This window comes from Reyranella sp. (assembly GCF_044224635.1).
Taxonomy (GTDB): domain Bacteria; phylum Pseudomonadota; class Alphaproteobacteria; order Reyranellales; family Reyranellaceae; genus Reyranella.
Genome location: NZ_JBGAKA010000058.1, coordinates 1 through 24,838, shown reverse-complemented (window position 1 = coordinate 24,838; position 24,838 = coordinate 1). Strand labels below are relative to the sequence as shown.

The 24,838-nt window shown below is 68.6% G+C and carries 21 protein-coding genes; 13 read left to right on the top strand and 8 right to left on the bottom strand.

The genetic code is table 11. The features are described 5' to 3' along the window. Positions 1-228: 228 nt before the first annotated feature. Positions 229-594, bottom strand: a complete 366-nt coding sequence (locus ACILR9_RS32850) for a hypothetical protein (RefSeq protein ID WP_395714206.1) — start codon at positions 592-594, stop codon at positions 229-231. A 434-nt stretch (positions 595-1,028) separates the two neighbouring features. After that, complete coding sequence (locus ACILR9_RS32845) at positions 1,029-2,270, bottom strand: amidohydrolase family protein (protein ID WP_395714205.1); 1,242 nt, start codon at positions 2,268-2,270, stop codon at positions 1,029-1,031. Positions 2,271-2,412: 142 nt separating this feature from the next. Between ACILR9_RS32845 and ACILR9_RS32840 the strand changes: the two genes are divergently transcribed. Then, entirely contained in the window at positions 2,413-4,899 is a 2,487-nt protein-coding gene (locus ACILR9_RS32840; protein WP_395714204.1) for a DUF6165 family protein, read from the top strand. A gap of 131 nt (positions 4,900-5,030) precedes the next feature. After that, complete coding sequence (locus ACILR9_RS32835) at positions 5,031-6,104, top strand: ferritin-like domain-containing protein (protein ID WP_395714203.1); 1,074 nt, start codon at positions 5,031-5,033, stop codon at positions 6,102-6,104. Between the two features lie 61 nt (positions 6,105-6,165). On the opposite strand, the gene ACILR9_RS32830 is transcribed toward ACILR9_RS32835, so the two are convergent. Then, positions 6,166-7,626 (bottom strand): 4-hydroxyphenylacetate 3-hydroxylase family protein, encoded by a 1,461-nt coding sequence (locus ACILR9_RS32830; protein WP_395714202.1) that lies wholly within the window; start codon positions 7,624-7,626, stop codon positions 6,166-6,168. An 82-nt stretch (positions 7,627-7,708) separates the two neighbouring features. Between ACILR9_RS32830 and ACILR9_RS32825 the strand changes: the two genes are divergently transcribed. The 4 genes from ACILR9_RS32825 to ACILR9_RS32810 all read left to right on the top strand — a co-directional run bounded on the left by ACILR9_RS32825 (position 7,709) and on the right by ACILR9_RS32810 (position 10,622). Beyond that, the gene (locus ACILR9_RS32825) at positions 7,709-8,395 is read left to right on the top strand and encodes a TetR/AcrR family transcriptional regulator (protein ID WP_395714201.1); all 687 of its coding nucleotides are present in this window, start codon (positions 7,709-7,711) and stop codon (positions 8,393-8,395) included. 76 nt (positions 8,396-8,471) lie between these two features. Next, on the top strand, positions 8,472-9,380 hold the full coding sequence (locus tag ACILR9_RS32820; RefSeq protein ID WP_395714200.1) for an MBL fold metallo-hydrolase: 909 nt from the start codon (positions 8,472-8,474) through the stop codon (positions 9,378-9,380). A 165-nt stretch (positions 9,381-9,545) separates the two neighbouring features. After that, positions 9,546-10,007, top strand: coding sequence for a hypothetical protein (locus ACILR9_RS32815; RefSeq protein WP_395714199.1), 462 nt, complete (start codon positions 9,546-9,548; stop codon positions 10,005-10,007). Between the two features lie 27 nt (positions 10,008-10,034). Beyond that, entirely contained in the window at positions 10,035-10,622 is a 588-nt protein-coding gene (locus tag ACILR9_RS32810) for a hypothetical protein (RefSeq protein WP_395714198.1), read from the top strand. Positions 10,623-10,698: 76 nt separating this feature from the next. Here the strand turns inward: ACILR9_RS32810 and ACILR9_RS32805 are convergent, their stop codons facing one another. Beyond that, positions 10,699-13,350: an alpha/beta hydrolase fold domain-containing protein gene (locus ACILR9_RS32805; RefSeq protein WP_395714197.1), complete on the bottom strand. Its 2,652-nt coding sequence runs from the start codon at positions 13,348-13,350 to the stop codon at positions 10,699-10,701. Between the two features lie 12 nt (positions 13,351-13,362). Next, positions 13,363-13,815, bottom strand: a complete 453-nt coding sequence (locus ACILR9_RS32800; RefSeq protein WP_395714196.1) for a hypothetical protein — start codon at positions 13,813-13,815, stop codon at positions 13,363-13,365. 576 nt (positions 13,816-14,391) lie between these two features. On the opposite strand from ACILR9_RS32800, the gene sbmA reads away from it, so the two are divergent. Continuing rightward, entirely contained in the window at positions 14,392-15,648 is a 1,257-nt protein-coding gene (gene sbmA / locus ACILR9_RS32795; protein WP_395714239.1) for a peptide antibiotic transporter SbmA, read from the top strand. 42 nt (positions 15,649-15,690) lie between these two features. Here the strand turns inward: sbmA and ACILR9_RS32790 are convergent, their stop codons facing one another. Together ACILR9_RS32790 and ACILR9_RS32785 are read right to left on the bottom strand one after the other, a co-directional pair. Beyond that, on the bottom strand, positions 15,691-16,818 hold the full coding sequence (locus ACILR9_RS32790) for an SGNH/GDSL hydrolase family protein (protein WP_395714195.1): 1,128 nt from the start codon (positions 16,816-16,818) through the stop codon (positions 15,691-15,693). After that, complete coding sequence (locus tag ACILR9_RS32785) at positions 16,815-17,099, bottom strand: hypothetical protein (protein WP_395714194.1); 285 nt, start codon at positions 17,097-17,099, stop codon at positions 16,815-16,817. Before ACILR9_RS32785 ends, ACILR9_RS32790 begins: the two co-directional genes overlap by 4 nt. A gap of 275 nt (positions 17,100-17,374) precedes the next feature. On the opposite strand from ACILR9_RS32785, the gene ACILR9_RS32780 reads away from it, so the two are divergent. The 6 genes from ACILR9_RS32780 (at position 17,375) to ACILR9_RS32755 (ending at position 23,843) form a co-directional block, all read left to right on the top strand. Further along, positions 17,375-17,875: a tetratricopeptide repeat protein gene (locus ACILR9_RS32780; RefSeq protein WP_395714193.1), complete on the top strand. Its 501-nt coding sequence runs from the start codon at positions 17,375-17,377 to the stop codon at positions 17,873-17,875. Positions 17,876-17,913: 38 nt separating this feature from the next. Beyond that, on the top strand, positions 17,914-19,239 hold the full coding sequence (locus ACILR9_RS32775) for a FecR domain-containing protein (protein WP_395714192.1): 1,326 nt from the start codon (positions 17,914-17,916) through the stop codon (positions 19,237-19,239). Between the two features lie 428 nt (positions 19,240-19,667). Then, positions 19,668-22,097, top strand: coding sequence for a toll/interleukin-1 receptor domain-containing protein (locus ACILR9_RS32770; protein WP_395714191.1), 2,430 nt, complete (start codon positions 19,668-19,670; stop codon positions 22,095-22,097). A gap of 151 nt (positions 22,098-22,248) precedes the next feature. Then, entirely contained in the window at positions 22,249-22,524 is a 276-nt protein-coding gene (locus ACILR9_RS32765; protein ID WP_395714190.1) for a BrnT family toxin, read from the top strand. 49 nt (positions 22,525-22,573) lie between these two features. Continuing rightward, positions 22,574-22,834, top strand: coding sequence for a helix-turn-helix domain-containing protein (locus tag ACILR9_RS32760; RefSeq protein WP_395714189.1), 261 nt, complete (start codon positions 22,574-22,576; stop codon positions 22,832-22,834). Positions 22,835-22,886: 52 nt separating this feature from the next. Beyond that, entirely contained in the window at positions 22,887-23,843 is a 957-nt protein-coding gene (locus tag ACILR9_RS32755; RefSeq protein WP_395714188.1) for a hypothetical protein, read from the top strand. A gap of 6 nt (positions 23,844-23,849) precedes the next feature. On the opposite strand, the gene ACILR9_RS32750 is transcribed toward ACILR9_RS32755, so the two are convergent. Continuing rightward, positions 23,850-24,809 (bottom strand): Bug family tripartite tricarboxylate transporter substrate binding protein, encoded by a 960-nt coding sequence (locus ACILR9_RS32750; RefSeq protein WP_395714187.1) that lies wholly within the window; start codon positions 24,807-24,809, stop codon positions 23,850-23,852. Between the last annotated feature and the right edge of the window lie 29 nt (positions 24,810-24,838).

The following is a 24,838-nucleotide window of genomic DNA, read 5'->3' as shown; positions in this document are numbered from 1 at the left end:
CGCGAGGAGGAACGCGATTTTTCCACTATCTACCGCGGACGATGCGCCAAGGTGTGCCGACGCGCCACCTTCGTCCGTCGAAGTGTTGTTGCCGCTGATTTCCAACCAGCCAATAGATAAATCCGGAAACAAAACAGGCGGCACGTCCACTTTGTTTTCGCCGCAGGGAAGGGGATCATGGCCCGCGAGCCCCGAGCGAATGGATATCACGTCAACGATGATTCGGATTCAGCTGGACGATTCGTGTCGGTGCTCGCTCGGATTGGAGAGCCGGGTTGTGCCCTCGCGCAGGATGGACGGCGGCTTGTCGAACTCGTCCCGTCCTGACGTCGCGGCATGTGCTGGAGGTGCCGCAAGGTGTTCATGAGGAACCTGCCGGTGCTGTCCACCATTCCCCGCTCCGGGACTTGGTTCCTTCGCTATTCGATCGCATTCCTCTGCCATCTCGATCGGGGTGGTCGTATCGAAGACCGTCTGACGGGACGCGTCGTCGGCTCCGTTTTGGGACCAGCGTTCGATTTCGAGCGTTTCCGCGGCGGCCCGCTGTTCCGTGTCCGTGGCACTCTTCCCGCGGATAACCTGTTCATCGGCCACACCGTGTGTCCCGGGTTCGCCGCGCTGGGGCGCAACCTCGCCTGGTGGTCCCAGGGCCAGTTCCACGTTCCCGGCTATGACTATTTCCATGAGGGCATGAACTATCGCTGCACCCCGGTCGACCTCGCGCCGCGCCGCGACACGCCAGTGCACGTCGCTGCGATGGAGCGCGCCGCCGGCCGCGGCCGCGGCGGCCGCATCGCGTTGGTCTACCGCAATCCGATCGACCAGGCAGCGTCGTACTACCGCTACAGCAAGGAGCACCGCGACCCGGTCTACAGCATGGTCGAAGGCCGCCCGCTCTTTGGATTGCCGTTTCGCGACTACCTGTTCAGGTTCGGCCTGCCTTCATATGCGCGCCAGTTCATCTCCTTTCAGGAAATGGCGGCGCGTCATCCTGCGCATAGTCCAAGCCGAGCCGCGCAACGGAGAGATTACGCGGCCAGCGTGTCCTTGCAGATCGCGCCGCCCTTCATGATGAGCTTCAGGTTCTTCTGCGGATCGAGCAGCAGGCGGAGGTCGGCCAGCGGATCGCCCTCGATCACCAGCAGGTCTGCGTGGCTTCCCGCGGCGATGGTGCCCAACTGGCCCTTTTCCATCAGCAGGTCGGCATTGATCACCGTCGCCGAGCGCAGGATCTCGGCGGGTGAATCGAGCTCCAGGCGCAGCTCCAGCTCGCGCAGCTGGGATTTCTGCGCCTCGGGTCCCCACAAATCGGTGCCCAGCCCGATCGGCACGCCGTGCTTGCGCGCCCAGCGATAGACCTGCTTGCCGCGCGTGATCGTGTTCTCGAGATTGTGCACGATGGCATCCGGCAGGCGGGTCTCGGCCGCGCTCTCCACTCTCTGCACCAGGGAGATGAAGGTCGGCACGTAGAAGGCGCCGTGCGCGGCCATCATGGCGACCGTCTCCTCGTTCACGAAGTTGGCGTGCTCGATCGAGCGCACGCCGGCCTCGAGGCAGCGCCGCACGCCCTCGTCGGTGTAGACGTGCGCCATCACGTAGGTGCCGCGCGCCTCGGCCTCCTCGACCACCGCCCGCAGCTCCTCGTTGGAGTATTCGTAGCGCGTGGCATGGCCCTCGGCCGGGAACACCACGCCGCCTGAGGCGAACAGCTTGATCTGGGTCGCGCCCTTGCGTAGCTCCTCGCGCGCCGCCCGGCGCACGGCGTCGACGCCATCGGCGATCGTCGACATGCTGGAGAACGGCCCGACATGGCCGCACGGATCGATCTCCTCGTCGGGTTTGCGGAAGTCGGCGCCGCCGCCGGTCTGGGTCAGCGCCTTGCCGGAGTAATAGAGGCGCGGCCCGATGATGTGTCCTGCGGCCAGCAGGTGGGCGGTGGCGTGGTCCGCTCCGCCAGCTTCGCGGATGGTCGTGTAGCCGTCCATCAGGCAGTTGCGCAGGTAGTGCGCCGAGGCGATGGCGATCTCGGCCTGCGGATAGGCGATGTTCTTCGGGGTGAGCGACAGCCCGGTGATGTGCGCATGCGCATCGATCAGCCCCGGCATCAGCGTTCGTCCGCCGAGATCGACGACCCGTGCATCAGTCGCCGCGATCGCGCCATGCGAGACCGCGGTGATCCGGCCATCCTCGACCAGAACGTCGTAGCCCGGTTGCAGGTCGGCAAGGCCGTCGAGCAGGACGCGGCCATTGGTGAACAGGACTCGGATCATGCGGTTCATTTCCGGTGCTCGGTGTGCTGCACAAAAGGCGGTACGATGCTAGGAGCATAGGGCCGGGATCGGCCGGCAAGCCAGCGCGCTTCGACGAGGATCGGCGCACAATCTTCGAGCCCATCGGTCACGATAAATCCGCATGTCCGACAGCGCCCTGCCAGACCTTCAGAAGGCCTTCGCGCTCCATCGCAAGGGCGACTTCGCCGGAGCGGAGCGGCTTTACCTCTCGGTCCTGAAGGCGACGCCCGACCAGTTCGATGCCCTGCACCTGCTCGGCGTCCTGCAGGCCCAGACAGGGCGCCTGGAGCGTGCCGCCGAGCTGCTGGTCGCAGCGGTCCGTGCGCGGCCGAACGAGGCCGCCGCCCAGTTCAATCTTGGCAGCGCTCTGCGCCGGCTCGGGCGCGCGGCCGAGGCGCTCGCCTGCTTCGACACGGCGATCGCGCTCGATGCCCGCTACGCCGATGCCCACTTCGGACGGGCCAACGCGCTCGCCGAGCTCGGCCGGCCGGCCGATGCCCTGGCCGGCTACGATCGCGTGCTCGTCCTCGCACCCGGGCACGCCGACGCGCTGACCCGCCGGGCAACGGCACTGCAGGCGCTCGGCCGCCCGCAAGAGGCATTGGCGGGCGTGGACCGCGTCCTGGCGCTGAAGGGCAACCGCGCCGACCTGCTCCGCCTGCGCGGCATGCTGCTCGCCTCCCTGCAACGCCCGCACGAGGCATTGCAAAGCTACGACGGCGCGGTGGCGCTCGCGCCGCGCGACGCCGAGTCGCTCAGCAACCGCGGCAACCTGCTGCGCGATCTCGGCCGCCTCGACGAGGCCCTGGCGAGCCACGACCAGGCCATTGCGGTGCGTCCGGATCGCCCCGAGCTCCTGAGCAATCGCGGCGCGACCTTGGCGGCGCTCCGGCGCTTCGAGGAGGCGCTCGCAGATTACGACCGCGCCCTGTCGATCCGGCCCGGCTTCGCCGCGGCGCACAGCAATCGTGGCGCCGCCCTGCGCGAGCTGCAGCGCCTCGACGAGGCGCTGGCGAGCTACGACCGCGCGATCGCGCTGGCGCCCAGCCTCGCCGCCGCGCACGACAATCGCGGCGTCGTCCTGCGGCATCTCGATCGGCTCGACGACTCGCTCGCCAGCCACGACTCGGCGGTTGCGCTCGAGCCGGACATCGCCGAGGCCTGGAGCAATCGCGGCGTGACGCTGCAGGAGCTGGAACGGTTCGACGAGGCGCTGGCGAGCTACGATCGCGCGCTCGCGCTCGGCGGCGATGTCCTCGACGGCGACGATCGCGAGGCGGCCTGGAACAAGGCGCAGCTCCTGCTGTTGCGCGGCGACCTCGCGCGCGGCTGGCCGCTGTACGAGTCGCGCCGGCGCAAGCCGGAGTTTCCGTCGGTCGGCGACCGGGCCGTGCCGCTGTGGCGCCCCGGCATGCCGCTGGGGGGCAAATCGATCCTCGTTCACTGGGAGCAGGGGCTGGGCGACACGATCCAATTCTGCCGCTACCTCCCCTTGCTGCGCGCGCAGGCGGGTCGGGTGCTGTTCGCGCCGCAGCGGCCGCTGATGGGCCTGTTGCAGAGCCTCGGGGCGGACATCGAGATCGTCGATCCCGACGATCCGCCTCGGGCCTGCGACGTGCGCCTTCCATTGCTCAGTTTGCCGCTGGCCTTGGAAACGACGACGATCCCGGCACGCGTGCCTTATCTTCACGTCGCGCCGGAGCGGATCGACCGCTGGCGCCAGCGGCTCGCCGGTGACGGCCTGCGCGTTGGCGTGTGCTGGCAGGGTAACAGGAGCGCGATCGATCGCGGGCGCTCCTTCCCGCTGTCCGAGCTGGAGGGGCTGTCGCAGGTGCCCGGCGTGCGCCTGATCAGCGTGCAGAAAGGCGAGGGCGCGACCCAGCTCGCGGATCTGCCGAGCGGCCTGCGGATCGAGACGCTGGGCGAGGATTTCGACGCCGGCCCCGACGCTTTCCTCGACAGCGCCGCCGTCCTGACGCTGTGCGATCTGGTCGTCACCTCCGATACCGCGATGGCGCACCTGGCGGGCGCGCTCGGCATCGAGACCTGGGTGGCCCTAAAGGCGGTGCCCGACTGGCGCTGGCAGCTCGAGCGGCGCGACAGCCCCTGGTATCCGACGCTTCGCCTGTTCCGGCAAAGGTCGCGCGGCGTCTGGGGCTCGGTGTTCGGCGAGATGGCGGCCGAGCTCGGCCGCCTCGTCAGCCCGGCGCGCCCGCACCTCGCCACGCCCAGGGTCCCCATCTCGTGGGGCGAGGTGATCGACAAGATCACCATCCTGGAGATCAAGGTCGAGCGCCTGAAGGAGGCGCGCTCGCGGTCGAACGCGGCGCACGAGCTCGAGCTGCTCGCGACGATCGCCGCGCCGCGGCTCGCCCAGTCGTTCGATCTCGCCGCTCACAAGACGGCGTTGCGCGCGGTCAACCAGGCTCTGTGGGATGTCGAGGACGCGCTGCGGCGCCTGGAAGCGGCCGGGCGATTCGACGACCAGTTCGTCGCGCTCGCCCGCTCGGTCTACCGCCAGAATGATCGGCGGGCGGCGATCAAGCGCCGGATCAACGAGCTCCTGGCATCCGAGATCGTCGAAGAGAAGAGCTACGAGCCGTATTGACGCCTGCGTCCAATTGACCAGCGTCGGGTTCCGGGACTCCACAGAGATATTGTGGTAATTCGTGACAAAAGTGACAGAGGCGTCAATTTTTGAGCTGAAATGCAGCCGTGCGACGCCGAGGAGGAGGATTCGTGACCACGCAAAGGCTCTATCAGCTGCCGGTCGACATCACGCAGTGGCATTTCGACGGCGCCACCGAGGTGCTGTTCAACTGGGAATACGATGACGGCTCGGCCGACCTCTTGAACCTCTACGAGAAGGGCAAGCAGCAGCAGTGGGACGCCTCGAGCCGCCTCGATTGGAAGCAGGAGCTGTTCGAGGGCAACCCGATGGGCATGGCCGACGAGACCATCCCGATCTACGGCTCGCCGGTGTGGGCGAAGCTCACCGAAAAGGAGAAGAACTGGCTGCGCTTCAACCTGCAGTGCCACACGATCTGCCAGTTCATGCACGGCGAGCAGGGCGCGCTGATCGCCACCGCCAAGATCGTCAGCACCGTCCCGGACATGAACGCCAAGTTCTACGCCGCCACCCAGGTGATGGACGAGGCGCGCCACGTCGAGGCCTACAAGCGGCTGATCCACGAGAAGTTCAAGGCCGCCTATCCGATCACCAAATCGCTGCAGAACCTGCTCGAGCAGACGCTCGGCGACCGGCGCTGGGACATGACCTATCTCGGCATGCAGGTGATGATCGAAGGGCTGGCGCTGGCCGCCTTCCAGCGCATCCGCGACAGCGCCAGGAACAACCTCGCCGCGTCGATCAATGCCTACGTCATGCAGGACGAGGCGCGCCACGTCACGTTCGGCCGCATGGCGCTGCGCGAATACTATCCGCAGCTGTCGGACCACGAGCGCGCCGAGCGCGAGGAGTTCGCCGTCGAGGCGCTCTATTACATGCGCGACCGCTTCAACCAGGCGGAGGTCTGGGAACGCTCCGGGCTGCCCGTCGACGAGCTCGTCAAGTACGCCTACGAATCGGGTGCCATGCAGGCCTTCCGCACGCGCCTGTTCACCCGCATCGTTCCGATCCTGAAGGAAATCGGCCTGTTCGGGCCCAAGGTGCAGAAGGCGCTGGGCGACATGGGCGTCATGGAATATGCCAAGATCGACGTCGAGAAGCTGATCGGCAACGACATGAAGGTGGCCGACGATTTCGACGCCAGGAACTTCGTCGAGAAGGCCATCGCGCCGGTAGCGGCCTAGACCCGGGCATGGTGCGGCGGCGACAGACGAGAGTCCGTCCTCGCCATGACGCTCTCCCGCTCTATGCGGAGCCAGCCGCGGCCCTCGACAGCATGTCGTCGAGCAGGGCGCGCGAGCGGCTGCGATCGAAGAAGCGCTGCATCATCTGCTTGTTGCGCGTCGCCGAGGTCAGATAGAAGCGCTCGTACAGGAAGCCCCGGCCGGCGAGCGACGAGCCGACGAAATCCCAGGCCAGGCGGAACACGGCCGCCCGCTCGTCGGCCGGCACGCCGTCGGCGCCGCCCAGCATCTCGTCGATCAGCGGACGCAGCCCGGCATCGTCGAGCTGCGCGCGGCTGGGCGTGGTGAGCAGGTTGTGGCTGCCGATCAGGGTGATGATCTCCGCCACCCGCGGCATCCACACCGGGAGCATCGCTCGCATCGGCTCGAGCGTCGCGCCGTTGGGGAACCAGATGCCGTCGGCGCGCTCGGCGGCCTGCTCGAGCGACAGCTCCAGGGCGTTCGCAGTCATGCGCACGTAGCAGGCCAGCTCGCCCAGCATCTCGGTCGTCGTCGGCGAATGGTCGCCGATCAGCTCGGCCATGCGCGTGGCCAGCCCATAGGCGAACTCGAGCTTGGTGAGGGCGCGGATGGTCGACTGCGTGACCATGCTGATGGCGTAGCCGGTCTCCCGCATCGAGTTGTAGATCTCGACATCGCCGTCGATGAAGATCCGATCGCGCGGCACCAGCACGTCGTCGAAGATGCAGAACGCATCCTGCTCGTCGAAGCGCGACGACAGGGGCTTGTCGAACGGGTCGGCCCCGGGCGACGACGCCGAATCGCGACACAGGAACTTCAGGCCGGGCGTGTCGAGGGGAATGGCGAAAGCCAGCGCATATTCGGTCGCGCCCGGCGGGATGGGCTGTCCCGGATACACCGTCTGCTCGTCGGCGTACGGTGCCAGGGTGGCGAGCACGCGCGCACCGCGGACGATGATGCCGTCGGCCGTCTCGCCGACCTTCCGGATCGTGACCTTGTTGCCGAGGATGCGGCTGTCGGTCCGCTTGTCGGTGGTCGGCTGGATGATGGTGTGGGTGAGCGAGATGTCGGCCTCGGCCAGATGGCGCTGGAACCGCACCAGGTTCTCGGCGCCCTGCGCATTGCGTCCGTCGGCGCCGGCCCACACGCGGGGCGCCGAGGCGAAGGCGGCGAACTTCATGTTCATGTAGTCGGGCGTGCGGCCCATGATGCCCATGGAGCCTTCCGACAGCCGCACCAGGCCGGCGTGACGCTGGCGCAGCTCGCTTCCGGAGCGCGGCATCATGTGGCTGACGTTGGTCGGCTGGCCGCTCGCGGGATCGCTGTAGAGGCAGTCGGCGGCATGGGCGTGCTGGCGGTCGAACATCGCCGCCAGGCTCGAGGCGCCGCCGCGGAGCTTGGGATGGCTGGTGACGTCCTCGATCCGCTCGCCGTCGACCCAGATCTCCCGCCTGGTCCTGCGCAGCCCCTCGAGAAACTGCGCTCCCGTGCGTGCGCCCATGCCGGTCCCTCCGCGTCGCTTGATTTGTGTAGTGATCGTTACATAATGGTATGATCACTACAGGAAGATCGGCAAGACCAAAGTGACGAAAGGGGCGACCGGGCAACGGAAACCGGCCGGCTGGCGCGCCGCCCGCGCGGCGGCGGACCCCGCGGTGCGCCGGCCGAGGCGGCGCGGCGCCGAATCGCGGCGGCGGATCCTCGAGGCGACCTTCGAGCTGGCGCACGAGCTCGGCTATCAGGGCACGTCGATCTCGAAGGTGGTCGAGCGCTCGGGCTTGCCGGCAAGCTCCGTCTACTGGCACTTCGCCGACAAGGACGCGCTGTTCGCCGCGATGATCCGCCACAGCTTCGCGCAGTGGGCGGCCAGCCTGCCGCGATGGTCGGCGCCGGGCGGCACCGTCTCGCGCCGCGACGAGCTGGCCCGGCGCATCCGCTCGGCGATCGCCAGCATCGCCACCAGCCCCGAATTCTGGCGTCTCGGGCTGGTGCTGTCCCTGCAGCGCCAGCCGGCTGAGCTGCAGGCGCGCCGGCTGTTCAAGCAGATCCGCCGGCGCGTGATCGCCAACATGGCCGAGTTCTGGCGGCAGGTGCTGCCCGGCCGGCCCGGGCGCCGCACCGTCGGCCTGCCCGAGAGGCTGGCCCGCATCACCATGGCGACCGCGGACGGCCTGTTCGTAGCCGCCCAGATCGACAGCCGGCACGACCACGAGCGCCTGGCCGACCTGCTTGCCGACATGCTGGAGTCGGTGGCCGTCCGGTTCTCCTGACTCCCATTGAGCCGGTGCGCCGGGTTGGCTAGAAGCGGCGAGGCCCCTGCCACCTCGTTTCAACCGGTACCGTTCCTTGGCTCAAAGTCCTGTTCCCCAGCGTGCCGCGTTCGGCCGCGTCTCGGTCTTCTTCGGCGACAAGAACGGCAAGTATCCCGACGGCAACCAGGTGATGGTCGAGGGCGCCGACACCCGCGTCGCCTTCGATACGCCGATCGTCGCCAACCATATCGGGCCGGCGTTCGACGCGACCGAGCTCGTGATCCTGGGACACGTGCACGAGGATCACATGGCGGGCCTGCACCGCCTGCCGAAGGCGGCCGTGCACGTGCACCGGCGCGACGTCGCGGCGGCGCAAAGCTGGGCAGGGCTGGCCGCCTCCTACGGCAGCAGCGAGGCGCGCCTGCCGGAGATGCTCCTCAAGTTTCAGCGAGACTTCTTCTACGCGCCGCGTCCCGACGCGGTTGCCTATCGCGACGACATGGTCTGGGAGCTGGGCGGCACGCGCGTCAGAGCCATCCACATGCCGGGCCATACGGCGGGTCATTGCGTGCTGCTGGTCGAGCCCGAAGGGGTTGCCTTCATCGGCGACATCGATCTCAGCGGCTTCGGCCCGTATTATGGCGACGCCACCTCGGACCTCGGCGAGTTCCGCCGCACGCTGCAGCGCCTGCCCGGGATCCCGGCGCGGGTGTGGGTCACCTCGCACCATCGCGGCGTCTATACCGACCGCGCGCGCTTCCTGCACGATCTCGCGGCATTCGCCGGCAAGATCGACGAGCGCGAGCGGCGCCTGCTGGATTGGCTCGCGGCCGCGACGCAGACACTGGAGCAGCTGGTGGCGCGCCGGCTGCTCTATCCGCCGCACGTCCAGGAGCTTTGGATCGACGACGCCGAGCGGCGCACGATCGCCCAGCATCTCGATGAGCTGATCGCCGATGGCCGCGTGCAGGTCGACGCCGAGGGCTTCTACCGCTTGCGGTAGACGACGATCCTGAGAAGAAAACGCGAAGCAGCGTTCGGCTTCGATCGTCGGATAGCAAGTCGCGGGCGCCTCGAAAGAACCACTATTTCACGGCGCCTCGCAACCCTCCGATCGCGGCGCGTTGAGGGGGCGGGGAACGTTCGCCCCATCCAACGGGAGTTATCGATGACGAGGTTTGTTGCGATCGCGGCGCTCGCCGCCGTCGGCTTTGCCGCGCCGGCATGGGCGGCCAGCGATGCCGAGTGCCAGGATATGTGGAAGAAAGCCGATGCCAACGCCGACGGCGTTCTCTCCGATGCGGAATCCGCCCGCTACGTGGCGCTGATGCGCATCGGCAACAAGGTCTATGCGACGGAAGGCAAGATCACGCAGGCCGAGTTCATGGATGCCTGCAAGGCCGATGTCTATGCACCGCGCAAGGCCGAGGCAGGGGCGCCGCTCAAGGGCGCCAACAGCTTCACCGAGGGGCAGGCCAAGGATCGCGCCGTTGCGCAGGGCCTCGCCAACGTGTCGAGCCTGAGGAAGGACGACGATGGCATCTGGCGCGGCACAGCCCAGCAGGAAGGCAAGTCGGTCCAGGTCGCCGTCGACTACAAGGGCAACGTCGTCACGACGGCGCAGCAATAGGGCGCAGCAGCAGAGAAGGAGGCACGCATGAAGACCGTCAGCCGAGTTTACGACAGCTATGCCCAGGCCAACGCAGCCGTCAACGCCCTCGAGAGGGCCGGCATCCCCGCCAGGGACATCAGCCTCGTCGCCAACAAGTATGTCAGCGCCAAGTACGCCGACGTCGACGACGTCTCCGATGCGGCCAAGGGCGCCGGCGTGGGCGGCGCGGTCGGCGGCGCGGCCGGCCTGCTGGCCGGATTGGGCCTGATTGCCATTCCGGGGCTTGGACCGGTCGTGGCCGCGGGTTGGCTGGCCGCCACCGCCGTCGGTGCGGCGGCGGGAGCGGCAACCGGCGGGGTCGCCGGCGCGCTGATCGATGCCGGGGAGGATCGCCTCCACGCCGACGTTTATTCTGAGGCGGTACGGCGAGGCGGCACCCTGGTGACGGCGCGTGTGCCCGACGCCGAGGTCAGCCGGGCCGAGGCCATCCTGGCAGGCTACAAGCCGGTCGATCCCGTCCTGCGCGACGCCGAGTATCGCAAGGAAGGATGGAGGAGCTTCGACCCCAAGGCGCCGCCCTATCGGCCGTCCCAGGCCGAGGTCGATCGCATGCGCGCGAACTGGCCGAGCTGACCGAGGCAAGCGCCGGGGAAGTTCAAGCCCCACCGCCCCCGGCGTCCGCGGTCGCCATGAAGATGCCCGTCCCGGGCTATTCCGCCGCCCGCGGCAACGCCGTCGCCTCGTCGACGCCGGCGAATCTTCGCAGCGCCTCGGCCATCTTGTCCCGCCCGCTGACCGCGGTCGCGATCACGTCGACCATGGTGAAGGACGAGTGGAAATGGCCGCGCGCCTGGAGCTGCTCGACCGGCACGCCGGCCGCCGTCATCGCCTCGGCGTAGGCAATGCCCTCGTCGCGCAGCGGGTCGAGCTCCGCGGTCACGACCAAAGCCGGCGGCAGGCCTTCGAGCCTGCCCCGGAGGGGCGACGCGCGCGGATCGCTGCGCTCGGCTGGCGCGCAATAGAGATCCCAGAACCAGTGCATCAGCCCGCGCGTCAGGAAATAGCCCGATGCGTTCTCGCTGTAGGACGGCCTGTCGACCGTCGCGCCGTCGGTGACCGGGCAGACCAGCAGCTGGCCCGCGATCGCTGGCCCGCCGCGGTCGCGCGCCAGCTGGCAGGTCACGGCCGCGATGTTGCCGCCGGCGCTCCAGCCGGCGACCAGCAGCGGGCCCGGCCGGCCGCCCAGCTCGGATGCATGCTCGGCTACCCAGCGGAGCGCGGCGTAGCCGTCCTCGGCGGCTGCGGGGAAGCGATGCTCCGGCGCGTGGCGGTAATCGGCGCTCAGCACGGCCATGCCGCTGCGCCGGCAGAGATCGCGGCAGAACGGATCGTCCGACGCCGCATCGCCCAGCACCCAGCCGCCACCATGGAAGTAGACCACGATCGGATGCGGTCCCGATGTCGGCGGCCGGTAGAGCCGCCACGCCAGCGCGCCGCCGTCGGCACCCGGCAGCGTGCCGTCCAGAACCTCGCCGACCGGCCGGCCGGCCGGCCGCGTCGCGTTGAACTGGGCGACGAAGGCACGCGCGCCCGCCGCGCCCATCGATTCGATCGGCGGCAGCTCGAGATCGGCCAGCATGCTCAGCACCAGGCGCACGTCGGGCTGCAGGCGCACGATCTCGCCGTCGTTGCACTGTACCGTGCTGCTCGGCCCGCTCAGCCGGAAACCGAGCATGCCGCGCGTCACCACGTCGTCGCAGATCGTACGGTAGGGACCGACGCCGCCGGTATAGGGCATCACGCCCTGCGCCTTGCCCGGCACGTTGGCGCCCGTGTACCAGGTGTTGGCCAGGCGATGCAGCGACAGCGCCGTGCAGTCGGCGAGATGGCGCTGCCAGCCGGCTTGCGCCGTCTCGGTCGCCTCGATGGTGGTGAAGCCCGCCGTGCGCATGTCGATCAGGCGGTCGACCACCCAGTCGACATGCTGCTCGATCGACACCGACATGTTCGACAGCACCGACGGGCTGCCCGGCCCGGTGATCAGGAACAGGTTGGGGAAGCCTGCCACGGTGAGGCCGAGATAGGTCTGCGGTCCCTGCGCCCACACGGCGTCGATCGACCGGCCGTCGCGGCCGGTGATCGGATGCACCGCCAGGATGGCGCCGGTCATGGCGTCGAAGCCGGTCGCGAACACGATCGCGTCGACGTCGATGGCACGCCGCGTCGTCTTGATGCCGGATGGCGTGATCGCCTCGATCGGTTCCTGCCGCAGGTTGACCAGGCCGACGTTCGGCCGGTTGTAGGTCGCGTAGTAGTTGGTCTCCAGGCACGGCCGCTTGGAGCCGAACGGATGGTCGCGCGGCGTCAGCGCCTCCGCCGTCGCCGGATCCTTCACGACCGAATGGATGTAGCCGCGCAGTAAATCGGCGGCGAGCGCGTTGCCCTCGAGGTCGCCGCCCTGGTCGGCCCACAGCTGCGACAGCATGACCACGAGATCGCCGGCCGCCAGCGCCTCCTCGAAGCGCCGCCGCCGCTCGTCCTCGCCGAGCTGCCAGCTGAACTCGGTGGCGCGCGGCAGCGGCACGCCCGACAGCGACTGCCGCGCCTGCTGCCGGTAGGCCGCGAGATCCTGCACCAGGGGCGCCACGCGATGCGCCGGCTGCGGCCCGTTGTGCGCCGGGAAGGCGAAGTTCGGCGTGCGCTGGAACACCGTGAGATGCGCCGCCTGCTCGGCGATCAGCGGGATCGCCTGGATGCCCGACGAGCCGGTGCCGATCACCGCGACGCGCTTGCCGGCGAAGTCGACGCCGTCGTGCGGCCAGCGCCCGGTGACGTAGACCTCGCCCGTGAAGTCGCCGACGCCGTCGATCTCGGGCGGCTTGGGCTCGGAGAGGCAGCCGCTCGCCATGATGTAGCAGCGGCATGACACCGACGGACCCGCGCCGGTCGCGAGCAACCAGCGCCCGGTCGCCTCGTTCCAGCGCGCCGCGGTGACCCGCGTGCCGAAGCGGATGTCGCGCCTGAGATCGTAGCGATCGGCGACGAAGCCGAGATAGCGCAGGATCTCGGGCTGGGTGGCGTATTTCTCCGACCACTGCCACGCCGCCTCGAGCGCCGGATCGAAGGTGAAGCTGTAGTCGGTCGTCTGGATGTCGCAGCGCGCGCCGGGATAGCGGTTCCAGTACCAGGTGCCGCCGACATCGTCGCCCGCCTCCAGCCCCTGCGCCGTGAAGCCGGCCTGGCGCAGGCGGTGCAGCAGGTAGAGGCCGGCGAAGCCTGCGCCGACCACGGCGATGTCGACATGCTGCACGCCGTGGATGCCGGCGGTGGCGGCCGCGTCCGAAGGCTTGGTCTGCGGCATGGGGTTCCTCACCTATCTCTCCCGCGTGTATTCGGTGACTCCCACGGCGATGAGGTTGGGCTTCGCGTCGGAATAGAACGTCTCGAACTTGTCGGCGCCCGACATCACGCCGTCGAGCATGCCGTTCTGGCGCTGCACGATGCGGAAGCGCTTGCCGTCCGAGCTGAACGCTCCGATCAGGGGCTCGGTCATGACCGACGACGAGATGTGGCCCCAGAATCGATTGCCCTCCTGGCCCTCGACCGTGATCGTGAACTTCATCTCGCTCAACCGAACGTCGCCGCCGACCGCCCTCGCCGCCGGGTTGTCCTTGTGATGGGGCGCCGGGCCGAGGACGATGCTCCTGCTCGTGCCGGTCCAGGCACCCTTCATATTCGGGAAGGTCTGTGCCCAGGCGGCGCTGGCGCCTCCGCACAGGACGGTCAGAGCGAGCGCAATCGGGATCAAGCCATGTCGACGGGTCATGAGCAGCCTCTTGAGCCGGAGAGATCCGCAATGCCGAAGGAACGCCTGGCGCCAAGGAGTCAAGCTTGGCCTGCCGACGCTCGCGATGCAACAGCCCGCGCCGAGCTCGTTGGCCGGCGCCGCCACCGCTGGCTCACGCGTTCGGCCACGGAAAGAGATCGCCTCGAGGAAGCGACAGGCCAGATCGGCGCGCGACCGGGCGGGCGCGCGAGAGGAGCGACACTCTGTCAGGTCACTGCTGTTTACCGCGCGCCCGCGCTGTGCGACGCTTACGCTCCCATCAACATCGAAAGGAGGTGATCCCGTGAATCTGACCAATGCGACACTGGCGACCTATGCAGCCGCCGCCAACGGGATCGTTCCTGCCTTGGCCCAGGTCTGCTCGTAATACGGGTCGACAGCAGTCGGCACAAAGCCGCCTACGGGCGGCTTTGTTGTGTCTGGGCCTCGTTGTGTCCGGGATAGCGCCGCCTGCGGGCGGCTTTGTCGTGTCTGGATCAGGGAATTGGCCGGTAAAGCCGCCGGCCCGCGCCGAACGCGATGTCCTTGCGCCTGTTTGAGCCCTATGGATGGATGATGTTTGCCTCTTTCTTCCCGAGCCCGAAGCTCTTCTTCCCGGCGGCCCTGGTCTGGACCGCGCTCAGCATGGCCCTGTGGTACGGCGTGGCCCGCGATCTCGGCCCCCAGCTCAGCCTGGGCGGGCTGGCCGGGTTTGCCTATCCGCCGGCCGGCGCCGATGGAGCGGCCGTCGCGGTCGAGACCGCGCGCAACATCTGGCTATTCCAGTACATGATCGCCGTCGAGGCGATCTTCGTCGGCCTGGTCGGCTGGCTGATGCCGCATCGCTGGTCCCGTTGGTCGGTCGCCGTCTCGGCGCTCATCATCTTCCTGCTGTGGTTCTCGGTTCAGCTCGACGTGATGATCAACAACTGGTTCGGCACCTTCTACAACATGGTCCAGCAGGCCCTGGCCAAGCCGGGCGCCGTCACGCTGGACCAGTTCTTCGGGCAGCTCGCGACCTTCGGCGGCATCGCCGGGGTCTACATCTTCACCGCCGTCGTCACGGCCTTCATCACCAGCCACTACGTGTTCCGCTGGCGCACGGCGATGAACGACTACTACGTCGAGCACTGGCATCGTCTGCGCCACATCGAAGGCGCCTCGCAGCGCATCCAGGAGGATACGCAGAAATTCGCCCAGACCGTGGAAGGCCTCGGCGCGAACCTCGTCGAGGCGCTGATGACCCTGATCGCGTTCCTGCCGATCCTGTGGGGGCTCAGCGTCCACGTGAAGGAGCTGCCGCTGGTCGGCGAGGTGCCGCAGGCGCTGGTGTTCGTCGCCGTCATCTGGGCCGTGCTCGGCACCGCCGGCCTCGCCCTCGCCGGCATCCGGCTGCCCGGGCTCGAGTTCCGCAACCAGCGCGTCGAGGCGGCCTACCGCAAGGAGCTGGTGCTGGGCGAGGATGTCGCCGAGCGCGCCCAGGCGCCGACGCTGCACGCGCTGTTCCGCGACGTGCGGGCCAACTACTTCCGCCTGTACTGGAACTTTCTCTACTTCAACATCGTCCGCTACGGCTACCTGCAGGCCAGCGTGCTGGTGCCCTACATCGCGCTGGCGCCGTCGATCGTGGCCGGCGGCCTGACGCTCGGCGTCATGCAGCAGGTCATCCGCGCCTTCGGCCGGGTCGAGAGCTCGTTCCAGTACCTGGTCCGGTCGTGGACGACGATCGTGTCGCTGATCTCGGTCTACAAGCGCCTGCGCGCCTTCGAGGCGACGCTCGGCGACCGGCCGCTCGACGTCATCGAGGCGGAGGCGCGGCCGCTGCACCGGTAGGACGGCAGCGGCCCGGCGGCGTCGCGCCGAACGGCGTGGCGTTCACTCCCCGCGGCTGGCCAGCGCCGCAGCGATCGCGCGCGCGGCGAGGGCACCGCCGCGGTCGGTGAAGTGCATCAGCGTATAGTAGGCGTCGATGTCGCGCCCGGCGTTCTCCTTCTCGAACGCCGCCAGCGTGTCGAGCGTCGGCAGGCCCACCCTGGCCGCGCAGCCGAGCACCCGAGTCAACGCCGCGTGCTGGCCGGCGGCGGCCTTGGCATCGAGGAACACTCCCTGCTCGGGCAACGCCGCCACCAGGGCTTTGGCGCCCTCGCGCGTCACCAGGGCTGCGAACCGCTCCATCAGGCGACAGGACACGACGAACGGGTCGGCCCCCGTGCCGACCTCGCGGCCATGCCAGGATTGCTGCACGCCCAGGCGGCTCATGATCCGGTCGAGCAGGTGGGAGTAGCCGAGGACCTGGCGGGCCGTCCCCATCAGAGACCAGCGGGCGGCGCCCTGCACCGGCACGTTGTGCCGCGCGAGGCCCTCGCCGTCGGAGAGAAAGTAGGGCTTGCGCCTGGCGTCCCGCACCGACAGCGCGGTGCGCGGGATGTCGTCGGCGATGAAGGCCAGGACCACCGTCGACGGCCTGATCTCGGGGATCATGCGCTCCGCCCGCAGCACCATCTGGTCGAGGCCGTAGCCGCGCACGCCGGCATTGAGCACGGGGCGGCCGGTGAGGCGCTCGAGATGGGCCGGCCAGGTCTCGTCGTTGCCGACCGCGAACCCCTCGGTCATGGAATCGCCGAACGCGATGATCAAGGGACCGGTCGAGGCGCCGATCGAGGGGTCGGTCGAGGAGCCGGCCGACGGGCCGGCCGCCGGCGGCCGATCGCGGTTCTGCTCGCGCGTGCCCGCCGCGGTGAAGGTGAGGGGCTTGCCGAGCATGGTGCCCGAGGAGCCGGGGATCGGCGCCCAGCCCAGCGTGGGATCGTAGGCGAATTGCGCCTCCCCCGGCGCGGTCATCGGCGCGGCGACCGCGTAGTTCGGCCAGCGCCACAGCGATGCGCCGGGGTCCGCGAGACGCGAGACGAGCTCGGCCACGAGCAGGCAGACGACGACCGTGGCCCCCGACAGCGCCAGCCCGCCCCGCAGCGCGGGCCGCCGGCCGGAGGAGCGCATGGTCATGGTGCGGCGAGCCTGGTCACGGCGCCGGCCACCGACAGGGCGCCGTTCAATCCCGGGCGGTTGCCGGGCAGGGTGATCGATCCGATCGTGTAGCTCGTTCCCGCGCCGATCGTCACGTTCCCGGCGACGAGCTCGCCCATCGAAGGAATTGTCGCCATTTCAAACGCGACATCTCCATCCGGGCTGCCCGCGACCACGCCGCCGACCCAGCTCGCCGGGTCGCTCCAATCGGCGCGCCCGCCTGAAGGCGTCCTGACAATCTTGACCGTGTACGTCGTCATGGATCTCTACCGGGAGGAAACCCTATCGCGCAATCTCCGGTTCATATAGCAACATGTTAACTGGCTTGTTGCCCGCGGTCGTCAATCCGATGCGTCGAACGGCCTGAGGCGGACAGGACCTCCCGACCCGACAAGCCGAGCGGCCCGGCGAGCGCGCATCGCCGCTACCGCCATCGTGATCGGCGGTCCGGCGGCTCCGCCTTGTTGCGACCACGACGATGATGCATGCTGCCAAATGGCTAATGGCTGTCGGGCTGGGGAGGCCGGCGGCAGGGGTGGGCTCGGTGGGCGCAAACAACCGTTGGGGTGTTGTGCGTGCGCGCCTCGACTCTTCGAGGATCGAGGGTTGGGCGGCAACGATCCGTCGCGCGGTGGTGTCGCTGGCTGCCGTCGCGGCTGCAGTCCAGATGAACGCGCGGGATGCCGATGCCCAGTCGGGGCAGACGGGTCAAGCACCGGCACTGTCGGGCAGATATGCCGCTTATGACGCGGCGCTGCGACAGACCTTGCTGACACCGTCGGATGCGAAGGCCCTGGCTGCCTTCGCGACGATCGCCGTGGAGATCGGCGACCTCGAAGGGGCGATCTCCGCGCTCGAGCGACTGCTCTTGATCAGCGGCGATCTGCCCGACGTCAAGCTCGAGCTGGGCGTCCTCTACTTCCGCCTGGGATCATTCGAGACCGCTCGCGTGTACCTGCGAAGCGCGATCGCCTCGCCCAACGCCACGGCGTTGGTCAAGGAGCGGGCGAACCGGTACCTGAAGGCCAGGACATGACGCCGCCAGATCGGCCTCGGCGTGCGCGACGTCTGCGCATGGCGAGCCTGGGCCTCTGGTCGGCTTCGCTTGCCCTGGCCTTCACGGTCGCGGTGCCCCGGGTCTCGGCGGACGTCGGCAAGGCATCGGTGGTCCAGGGAGAGCCGAAGGGCAAGCCTCCCAACGAAACCGAGCGCGTTCTGAGGATCGGCAACGACCTGCAGGCCAACGAACGCGTCACCACCGGGGCATGGGATCGGGCGCATGTGGTGTTTCTGGACAACACCTCGTTGACCATCGGTCCCAGCAGCGTGGTGGTGCTCGACAAGTTCGTGTTCGATCCGAATCGCGGCCTCGGCGAGCTGAGCCTGGCGACCGTCAAGGGAAGCATGCGCGTCGTCGGCGGCCTGGTCAGCAAGACCTCGACGATCACCGTCACGTCGCCGACGGCGACCATGGGCATCCGAGGCGGCATCGCTGTCTTCATCGTGAGCCCTTCCGGGGCGACCACGGCGGGCCTTCTCTTCGGGGTATCGCTCACGGTCACCAGTCAGGGCGTCACGCAGCGGGCGGGCCCCAACTTCCAGATCTCGGTCGAGCCAGGCCAGCCGCCCTCGCCGCCGGTTCCGATCCCTCCGGGCGGCCCGATCGCCCTGTTGGCTCTCGAGTTGGGCGGCGCGCCGCCGACCGGCACGCCAGGCGATGCGCAGGCCGCGACGCTGAGAGCGGCCATCAGCCAGGCCTTGGCCGAATCGGGGTTGGCCCAACTGAATTCCGGCATCGGTCCCGATGTCGCCCTCGCCAGTCTTGCGGCGGCGCAGCAGGCGCAATGGTCGTTCGGCATCGGCGTGCGGCCGGCTTCGGCAGGTCCGTCGGGAAGTGCATCTCCCCTCGCGTCGTCGGGACCGCTGCAGGGCGCCGATCCCCTGCCCGACGGCGGTCCGCTTCACGGGATGGGACCGCTGCAGGCTTCGGGCCCCTTGCAGGGCATGGGGCCTCTCGTGTTTGCGATGCCGTTGCAGGACGTCGGACCCGTGCCGATACCCGAGGGTTCCGCCGTCCTTCCGGATCCGACGGGCCCGCTCGCCAACCTGGCTCCCCCCGGATACCAGCCGCCTTCTCTCACCCCGGCGGAGATCAACGGGCTCGCCAGTGGCGACGTCGCGACCGTGAATCGGATCGTGGCGCAATTCCTCGCGAGCGGGAATGCGAGCCCGGCGACGGTTCAGCAGGTCGTGGACACCCTGTCATCCTCGCCGCCTGCACCGCTCCCCTCGGCCATCAGCCAACCGACGGGCATCACGGGCACGGCGGGCGTTCTGGTGCCGTCCGGACAATTGCCGCCGACAGTGTTCCAGCCGACGGATTTCGTGAGCCAGCAATAGGGGTGCAGCGAGAAGTCGGGGCAGGAGGCGGACCCCGCGGCCGGCCGGGAAGGCGGGCGATCAGCGCCAGCTCGCCCCCTATTTGTCTCCAGGACGCCTCGCAGGTCGAGCTGTAGCTGTCGCTCCGCGTCTCGAGCGTCGAGAGGGCGTCCCGTCCGGCCTTGAGTCGTCTCGCAATCGCCGTCTGGGTCCTGCGATGGCTTTGGTCGGCTCATGGGCCCGGAAGTTCTCCGGGCAGCTTTCCTTGACCATTTGCGCGATTGCCTTTGCCGCTGGCGTCGACTGTGTCAACGCTGGTCACCTGCGCTTCGGCATCGGCCGCGAGCCGATTGCCTTGGGTATAGCGGATCGTCAGAACTACAATCCTGGACGAGCGAACGCTGAAGGCCATCGACCGCGTACAATGTCGGCGGAAGGAACCCAGCTCCATGGTGCACCAGCAGGCAGGCGACCCGACCTTCCACGATGCCTTCATCAGCTACTCCCGCAAGGACCGGCCGTTCGCCGTGCTGCTGCAGCGCGCGCTGAACGGCTACACCCCGCCGAGCGGGCTGCCCGTTGCCCGGCGCCGCCTGAACGTGTTCCGCGACGAGGAGGATTTTACCGGCACGGAATACTTCCAGGCCGTCCGCCATCATCTGGCGGGCTCGCGCAAGCTGATCGTCCTCTGCTCGCCCAATGCGCGGGCCAGCAAGTTTGTCGATGACGAGATCAGGAGCTTCGCCAGGACCCATGCCGCCGGCGATCTGATTCCCGTCCTGATCGCCGGGCGTCCGGAGACGTCGGGGTCTCCCGACGATTCCCAGTTCGCCTTCCCGGCTGCGCTCTGCGAGATCCTCGAATTGCCGCTGGCCGCCGACTATCGCGACTTCGACCCCAAGGCCTCGAAGCTCGACTCGCCGCCCTGCCGGACGGCCTGGTTCAAGCTCCTCGCCGACCTCTGCAACTGCAGCCGCGCCGAGATCGAGATGCGCGAGCACCGCCGCAAGGTCCGCCAGCGGCTGCAATGGGGTGCCGGCGTCACGGCAATCTCGGTCGCCCTGGCGGTCGCGGCCTTCGTGGCCAACAACGCCTCCCGCCTCGCCGAGTCGAACGACCTCGCGAGCCAGGCCCTGGGCATCGCCAGCAGCGATCCCGATCGCGGCACCGCGCTGGCGCTGGACGCGATCGGCAAGCGCCGGACGCCGCTCGCCGTGAGTGCACTGCGCGCCGCGCAGGCGAGCCTGCCCGAGCTTCAGGCCTCGGTCGCCCCGGAGGGCGGCCCCAACGATCCCATGGTCTTCTCGCCCGACGGGCAACGCCTCGTCGTCGCCGATGGAGAGGCGGGCGCGCGCGTCCTCGACGCGCGGACGGGAAAGCCGCTCCTCCAGCTTGCCACGGAGGGCAAGCCGACCGGCGGCATCCAATTCTCGTCGGACGGCCGGCTCGTCGCGCTGGCCGACTTCGAGGAGGGGACCTCGGTCCATGACATCGCCACCGGCAAGCGCCTGGCGACGGTGAAGGGCACCCTGAGCTGGCTCGCGTCGTCGGCCGATGGCGCGCCAAGGGCTCTCGTCGTGCGCGAGGGAAGGGCAAGGCTGGTCGCGCTGCAGCCCGACGGATCCGAACGCGTCCTCCAGGGCATCGCGCTGCCTGATCTCTCCGAGGCGTCGTGGGCCGTGAGCCCCGATGGCCGGCGGCTGGCCGTCGCGACGGAAGGCGGCGGAAAGGGTCGTCTCGCCCTCATCGACCTGGCGTCGGGCAAGGTGCAGACGCAGACGGGCGCCTTCTCGACTGCCGGCGTGGCCTGGAGCCCCAAGGGAACCTGGCTGGTGTCGAAATGGCTCATGGGGTTCGCCGTGCTCGACACGCGCGAGAGGACCAGGCCGTTCCTGCACGATACCGGTGACGAGATCTCCGTCGAGGATGTGGCCTTCAGCACCGACGAGACGCTGCTGGCGACGACCGACCGGGGCGGCCTGACGACGCTGTGGGACGTCAAGCAGGGAAAGGTCGCGGGAAAGTTCCAGGGTCCCGGCGCCCGTGCCTACACGCCGGATTTCTCGGCCGACGGCGCGCTCCTGAGCGTCGTCTTCAGCAACGGCCAGGCCAGCCTGTTCGGGCTGGATGCCCGAAACAAGGAGCTGATCCAGGATCCGCTCGTCACCCTCGAGGGCACCTGGGGCGAGCTCGTCGCCGCCCGCTTCTCGCCCTCGGGCCGGGAGCTGATCGCCCGCTATGCCGGCGGCAAGCTGGTGGCCTGGAGCATCGAGCGCTGGCTTCCCCGGCACCGCCTGCCGCTCCGGTACGAGGCAAGATTCCAGGCAGGACAGGCGCAGGGACTGGCCGACCTCGAGCTGGCGCCGGACGGGTCGGTGATCGCGACGAAGCAGGGCGGGCGCTGGCGCGGCTGGAACACCGCCTCCGGTGCCGAAGTGTCGGACAGGCCGAAGGACATGGCGCCGCTCGCCCAGGCGGCGCGCCTGGAGTCGGACGGGCGATCGCTGCGCCTCGCCGGACAGCAGGTCCTGCTGCAGACGCCCAGGACGGGGAGCGTGCTGCGACTGGCGCACAGCGACGCCGTCACGTCCGCGTCCTTCAATCCGACGGGCGCCTGCGTGGTGTCGACGAGCGGCGTCGTGATGGCGAGCGGCGGCACTCCGCCGGGCGGCAACCGGGTGCGCCTGTGGGACTCCGAGACCGGCGCCTTGCTGCGCGATTGGGGATTGGCCGCGCCTCCTGACGCGGCGTTCTTCGCCGGGCCCGAGCGGGTCGTCGTGCTCTATTCGGGCCAGGCGCTCATCTATCCCGTGCCTCTGTGCGGGTCGGAGGACGGGTTGCTGCGGCGCGCGGCGGCGACGCGACCGTCTGCGGATTGAGACGTCGCCCCTTGCGGCGCCATGGCCCTGAGGGTCATCCGGCAGGGGGACACAAGCGATACTATCGCTCTTCAGACTTCTCATTGAGCGATAGTATCGCTCTCTTGGCTGGCGCTTGCGGGACATACGCCAGAGGCGTACCTCTATCAAGGTGAGATACGTCTTCGATCCGGCCAAGGACGCGGTCAACCGGGCGAAGCACGGCGTCTCCCTGGCATTGGCCGAGGTCCTGTTCGCTGGACCGCACGTACGTGTGATCGATGATCGGTTCGACTACGGCGAAGTTCGCGAGATCGCCTTTGGCTTTATCGAGGGTCGACTCTTCGTCTGTGTCTACGCCGACAGGAAAAGTGAGCGACGGGTGATCTCGCTGCGCAAGGCGAACAGGAGGGAAGTGAGGCGTTATGGTCAAGAGAAGACTGAGTAAGGCGGCGCGCGACGCGTTGGCAACGACGGATTGGAAGAAGATCGACGCGATGACGGACAGGAACATCGCCCGTCAGATCGCCTCCAACCCCGACGCCGCGCCCGACATGGCGCCGGAGATCGATGTGTGCGCCATCCGCCGCGCCACCGGCATGACGCAAGCCGAGTTCGCCGCAACCTATGACTTCAGCATTCGCACCGTGCAGGAATGGGAGAGGGGAGCCAAGAAGCCGAGCGGTCCCGCGCGGACCTTGCTGCGCGCCATCAAGGCCGACCCCGAGGGCTTGCGAAAGGCCCTTGCCGCCGAGTAGGGCCGAGAATGCTTTCCGGAAGCGGTGTCCAAGCGGATAGGGGTTTGCCGCCATGAGCAGCGTTCGGAAACTTCGCCGGGACTTCGCATCCGCCGATCTGGCGGCTGTCGAAGGCATGTTGAGCCGGTTGACCGACGAAGATGCGGTCACGCGCATGAGCCTGGAAGACAGAAAGAAGGAGATCGAGGCCGAGCTGGCCGAGCTGCCCGTTGACGAGGAGCACCACGCCCAGGCGGCGGTGTTCTTCGGCGGGCGTCCCGTGGTGGGCTCGCTCGGGATCGAGAGCGAGTTTGCCGGTCGCGCGGTATCGATGATCCAGGATCTGGTGGCGAAGCAGTTCGCGCGCGAGAGCGAAACCGGCCTCGGCCAGCGAGGCCCCTTGCCGAACAAGGGGGTGACCCGCCTGCATGTGACGGACGTGCTGCGCGGATCGTTCGGTTTTCTGCTGGAAGAGCTGCAATCCCAGAGCCAGCTCCTGGATACCTCGCTGAAGACCGCGCTCGACCAGGTCATGGAGTTGTCGAGCGCGTTCGCCGAGATGGACGAGGAGAGGTTCGAGGCGGCCGTCGACAACGTCGATGAACGCGTGCTCAAGGATGTCCGGGACTTCTTTTCCTACCTCAGCCAGGAAGGGGCGACTCTCCGCCTGATCGCGGGAAATGCCGACAAGCCGTTCGATGACCACGCCGTGGCGCGTGCGGCGCGCCGCGCCGTCACGACCACGGTCAGCGACAAGGATGAAGAGATCGTCGGCCGGTTGACCGGCGTGCTGCCGGAAGGCCACCTGTTCGAGTTCCGGTGTGACGGGCCGCGCGCTGTCATTCGTGGCAAGGTCAGCCGTTCGCTATCGGCCGCCGATGCTGCCCGGTTGGCAGCGGACTGGGTCGACAAGAGTGCGGTGGGCAACTTCCTGGTTCGCCAGGTCGTCAAGGAGGGAAGGGTCCAGCGGGAGGCTTTCACGTTGAGGTCGATCCAACCCCGCGGGCAGCCGACGCAAGGGTCGGGATGACGCAGCTCACGGCTTCAGCTTCCTGAGCGCCGCCATGTCGGCGGCGAAGGCCGACTCGAAATCCTCGCCCGGCTTGCCGATCGACAGATCCTGCATCTCGTTCTTGGCGAGGTAGGCCTGGAACTCGGGATCATGGCGCGCCTGCAGAAGCGCCTTCTGCAGCGTCGCGTAGTTGCCGGGATGGCCGAGCTTGAACGAGGCCGGCACGACGTAGATGCCGTAGCGGGCGAGGAAGTTGGGCGAGGGCGGCACGATGCCGAACGGCGCCAGCGCCGCCGTGAGCGTCGGCGCTTCGGGCCAGCGCGGGCTCCTGTCCTGCGCGGCGACGAACAGCGCCCGCACGCGATCGCGCAAGCTCACGCGCCCGAAATCGTCGCCCAGGTTGGCCGTGACCTCGCCCGACAGCATGGCGTTGGCCGCCGGCGCGCCGCCCTTGTAGGGCACCAGCAGCACGTCGACGCCGAGCCTCGCCACCAGCCATTGCGCGAACAGCTCCTGCGCGCTGCCCTGCGCATAGGAGATCGCGAGCTTGCCCGGCTCCTTCCTCGCAGCTGCGACGAAGTCGGCGAAGCTCCTGATGTCGGAACCGTTGGCGACCAGCAGCACGCGCGGGTCCTTGACGTCGACCATCACGACCTGGAAGTCGGCCGCCTTGTAGGGTGCGTTGCCGGTGTCGATCGTCATCAGCAGGTCGGGATGGTTGATCGCCAGGATGGCGTGGCCGTCGCCGCCTTCGTTCAGCAGCGCCGTCGCCGCGATCTGTCCGCCCGCGCCGGCCAGGTTGCGCACCACCACCGGCTGGCCGAGCTGCCGGGAGAGCGGCCCCGCCAGCACCCGTGCCATAATGTCCGTCCCGCCGCCCGGCCCGTAGCCCACCAGGATCTGCACCGGCTGACCCGGATACCCCTGCGCCACCGCGCCGGTGGCCAGCAGCAGAGCGGCGAGGAAGGTGGCGAGTCTTTTCATCGCTCCTCCCTGCGCGAAGCGCGGGGAGG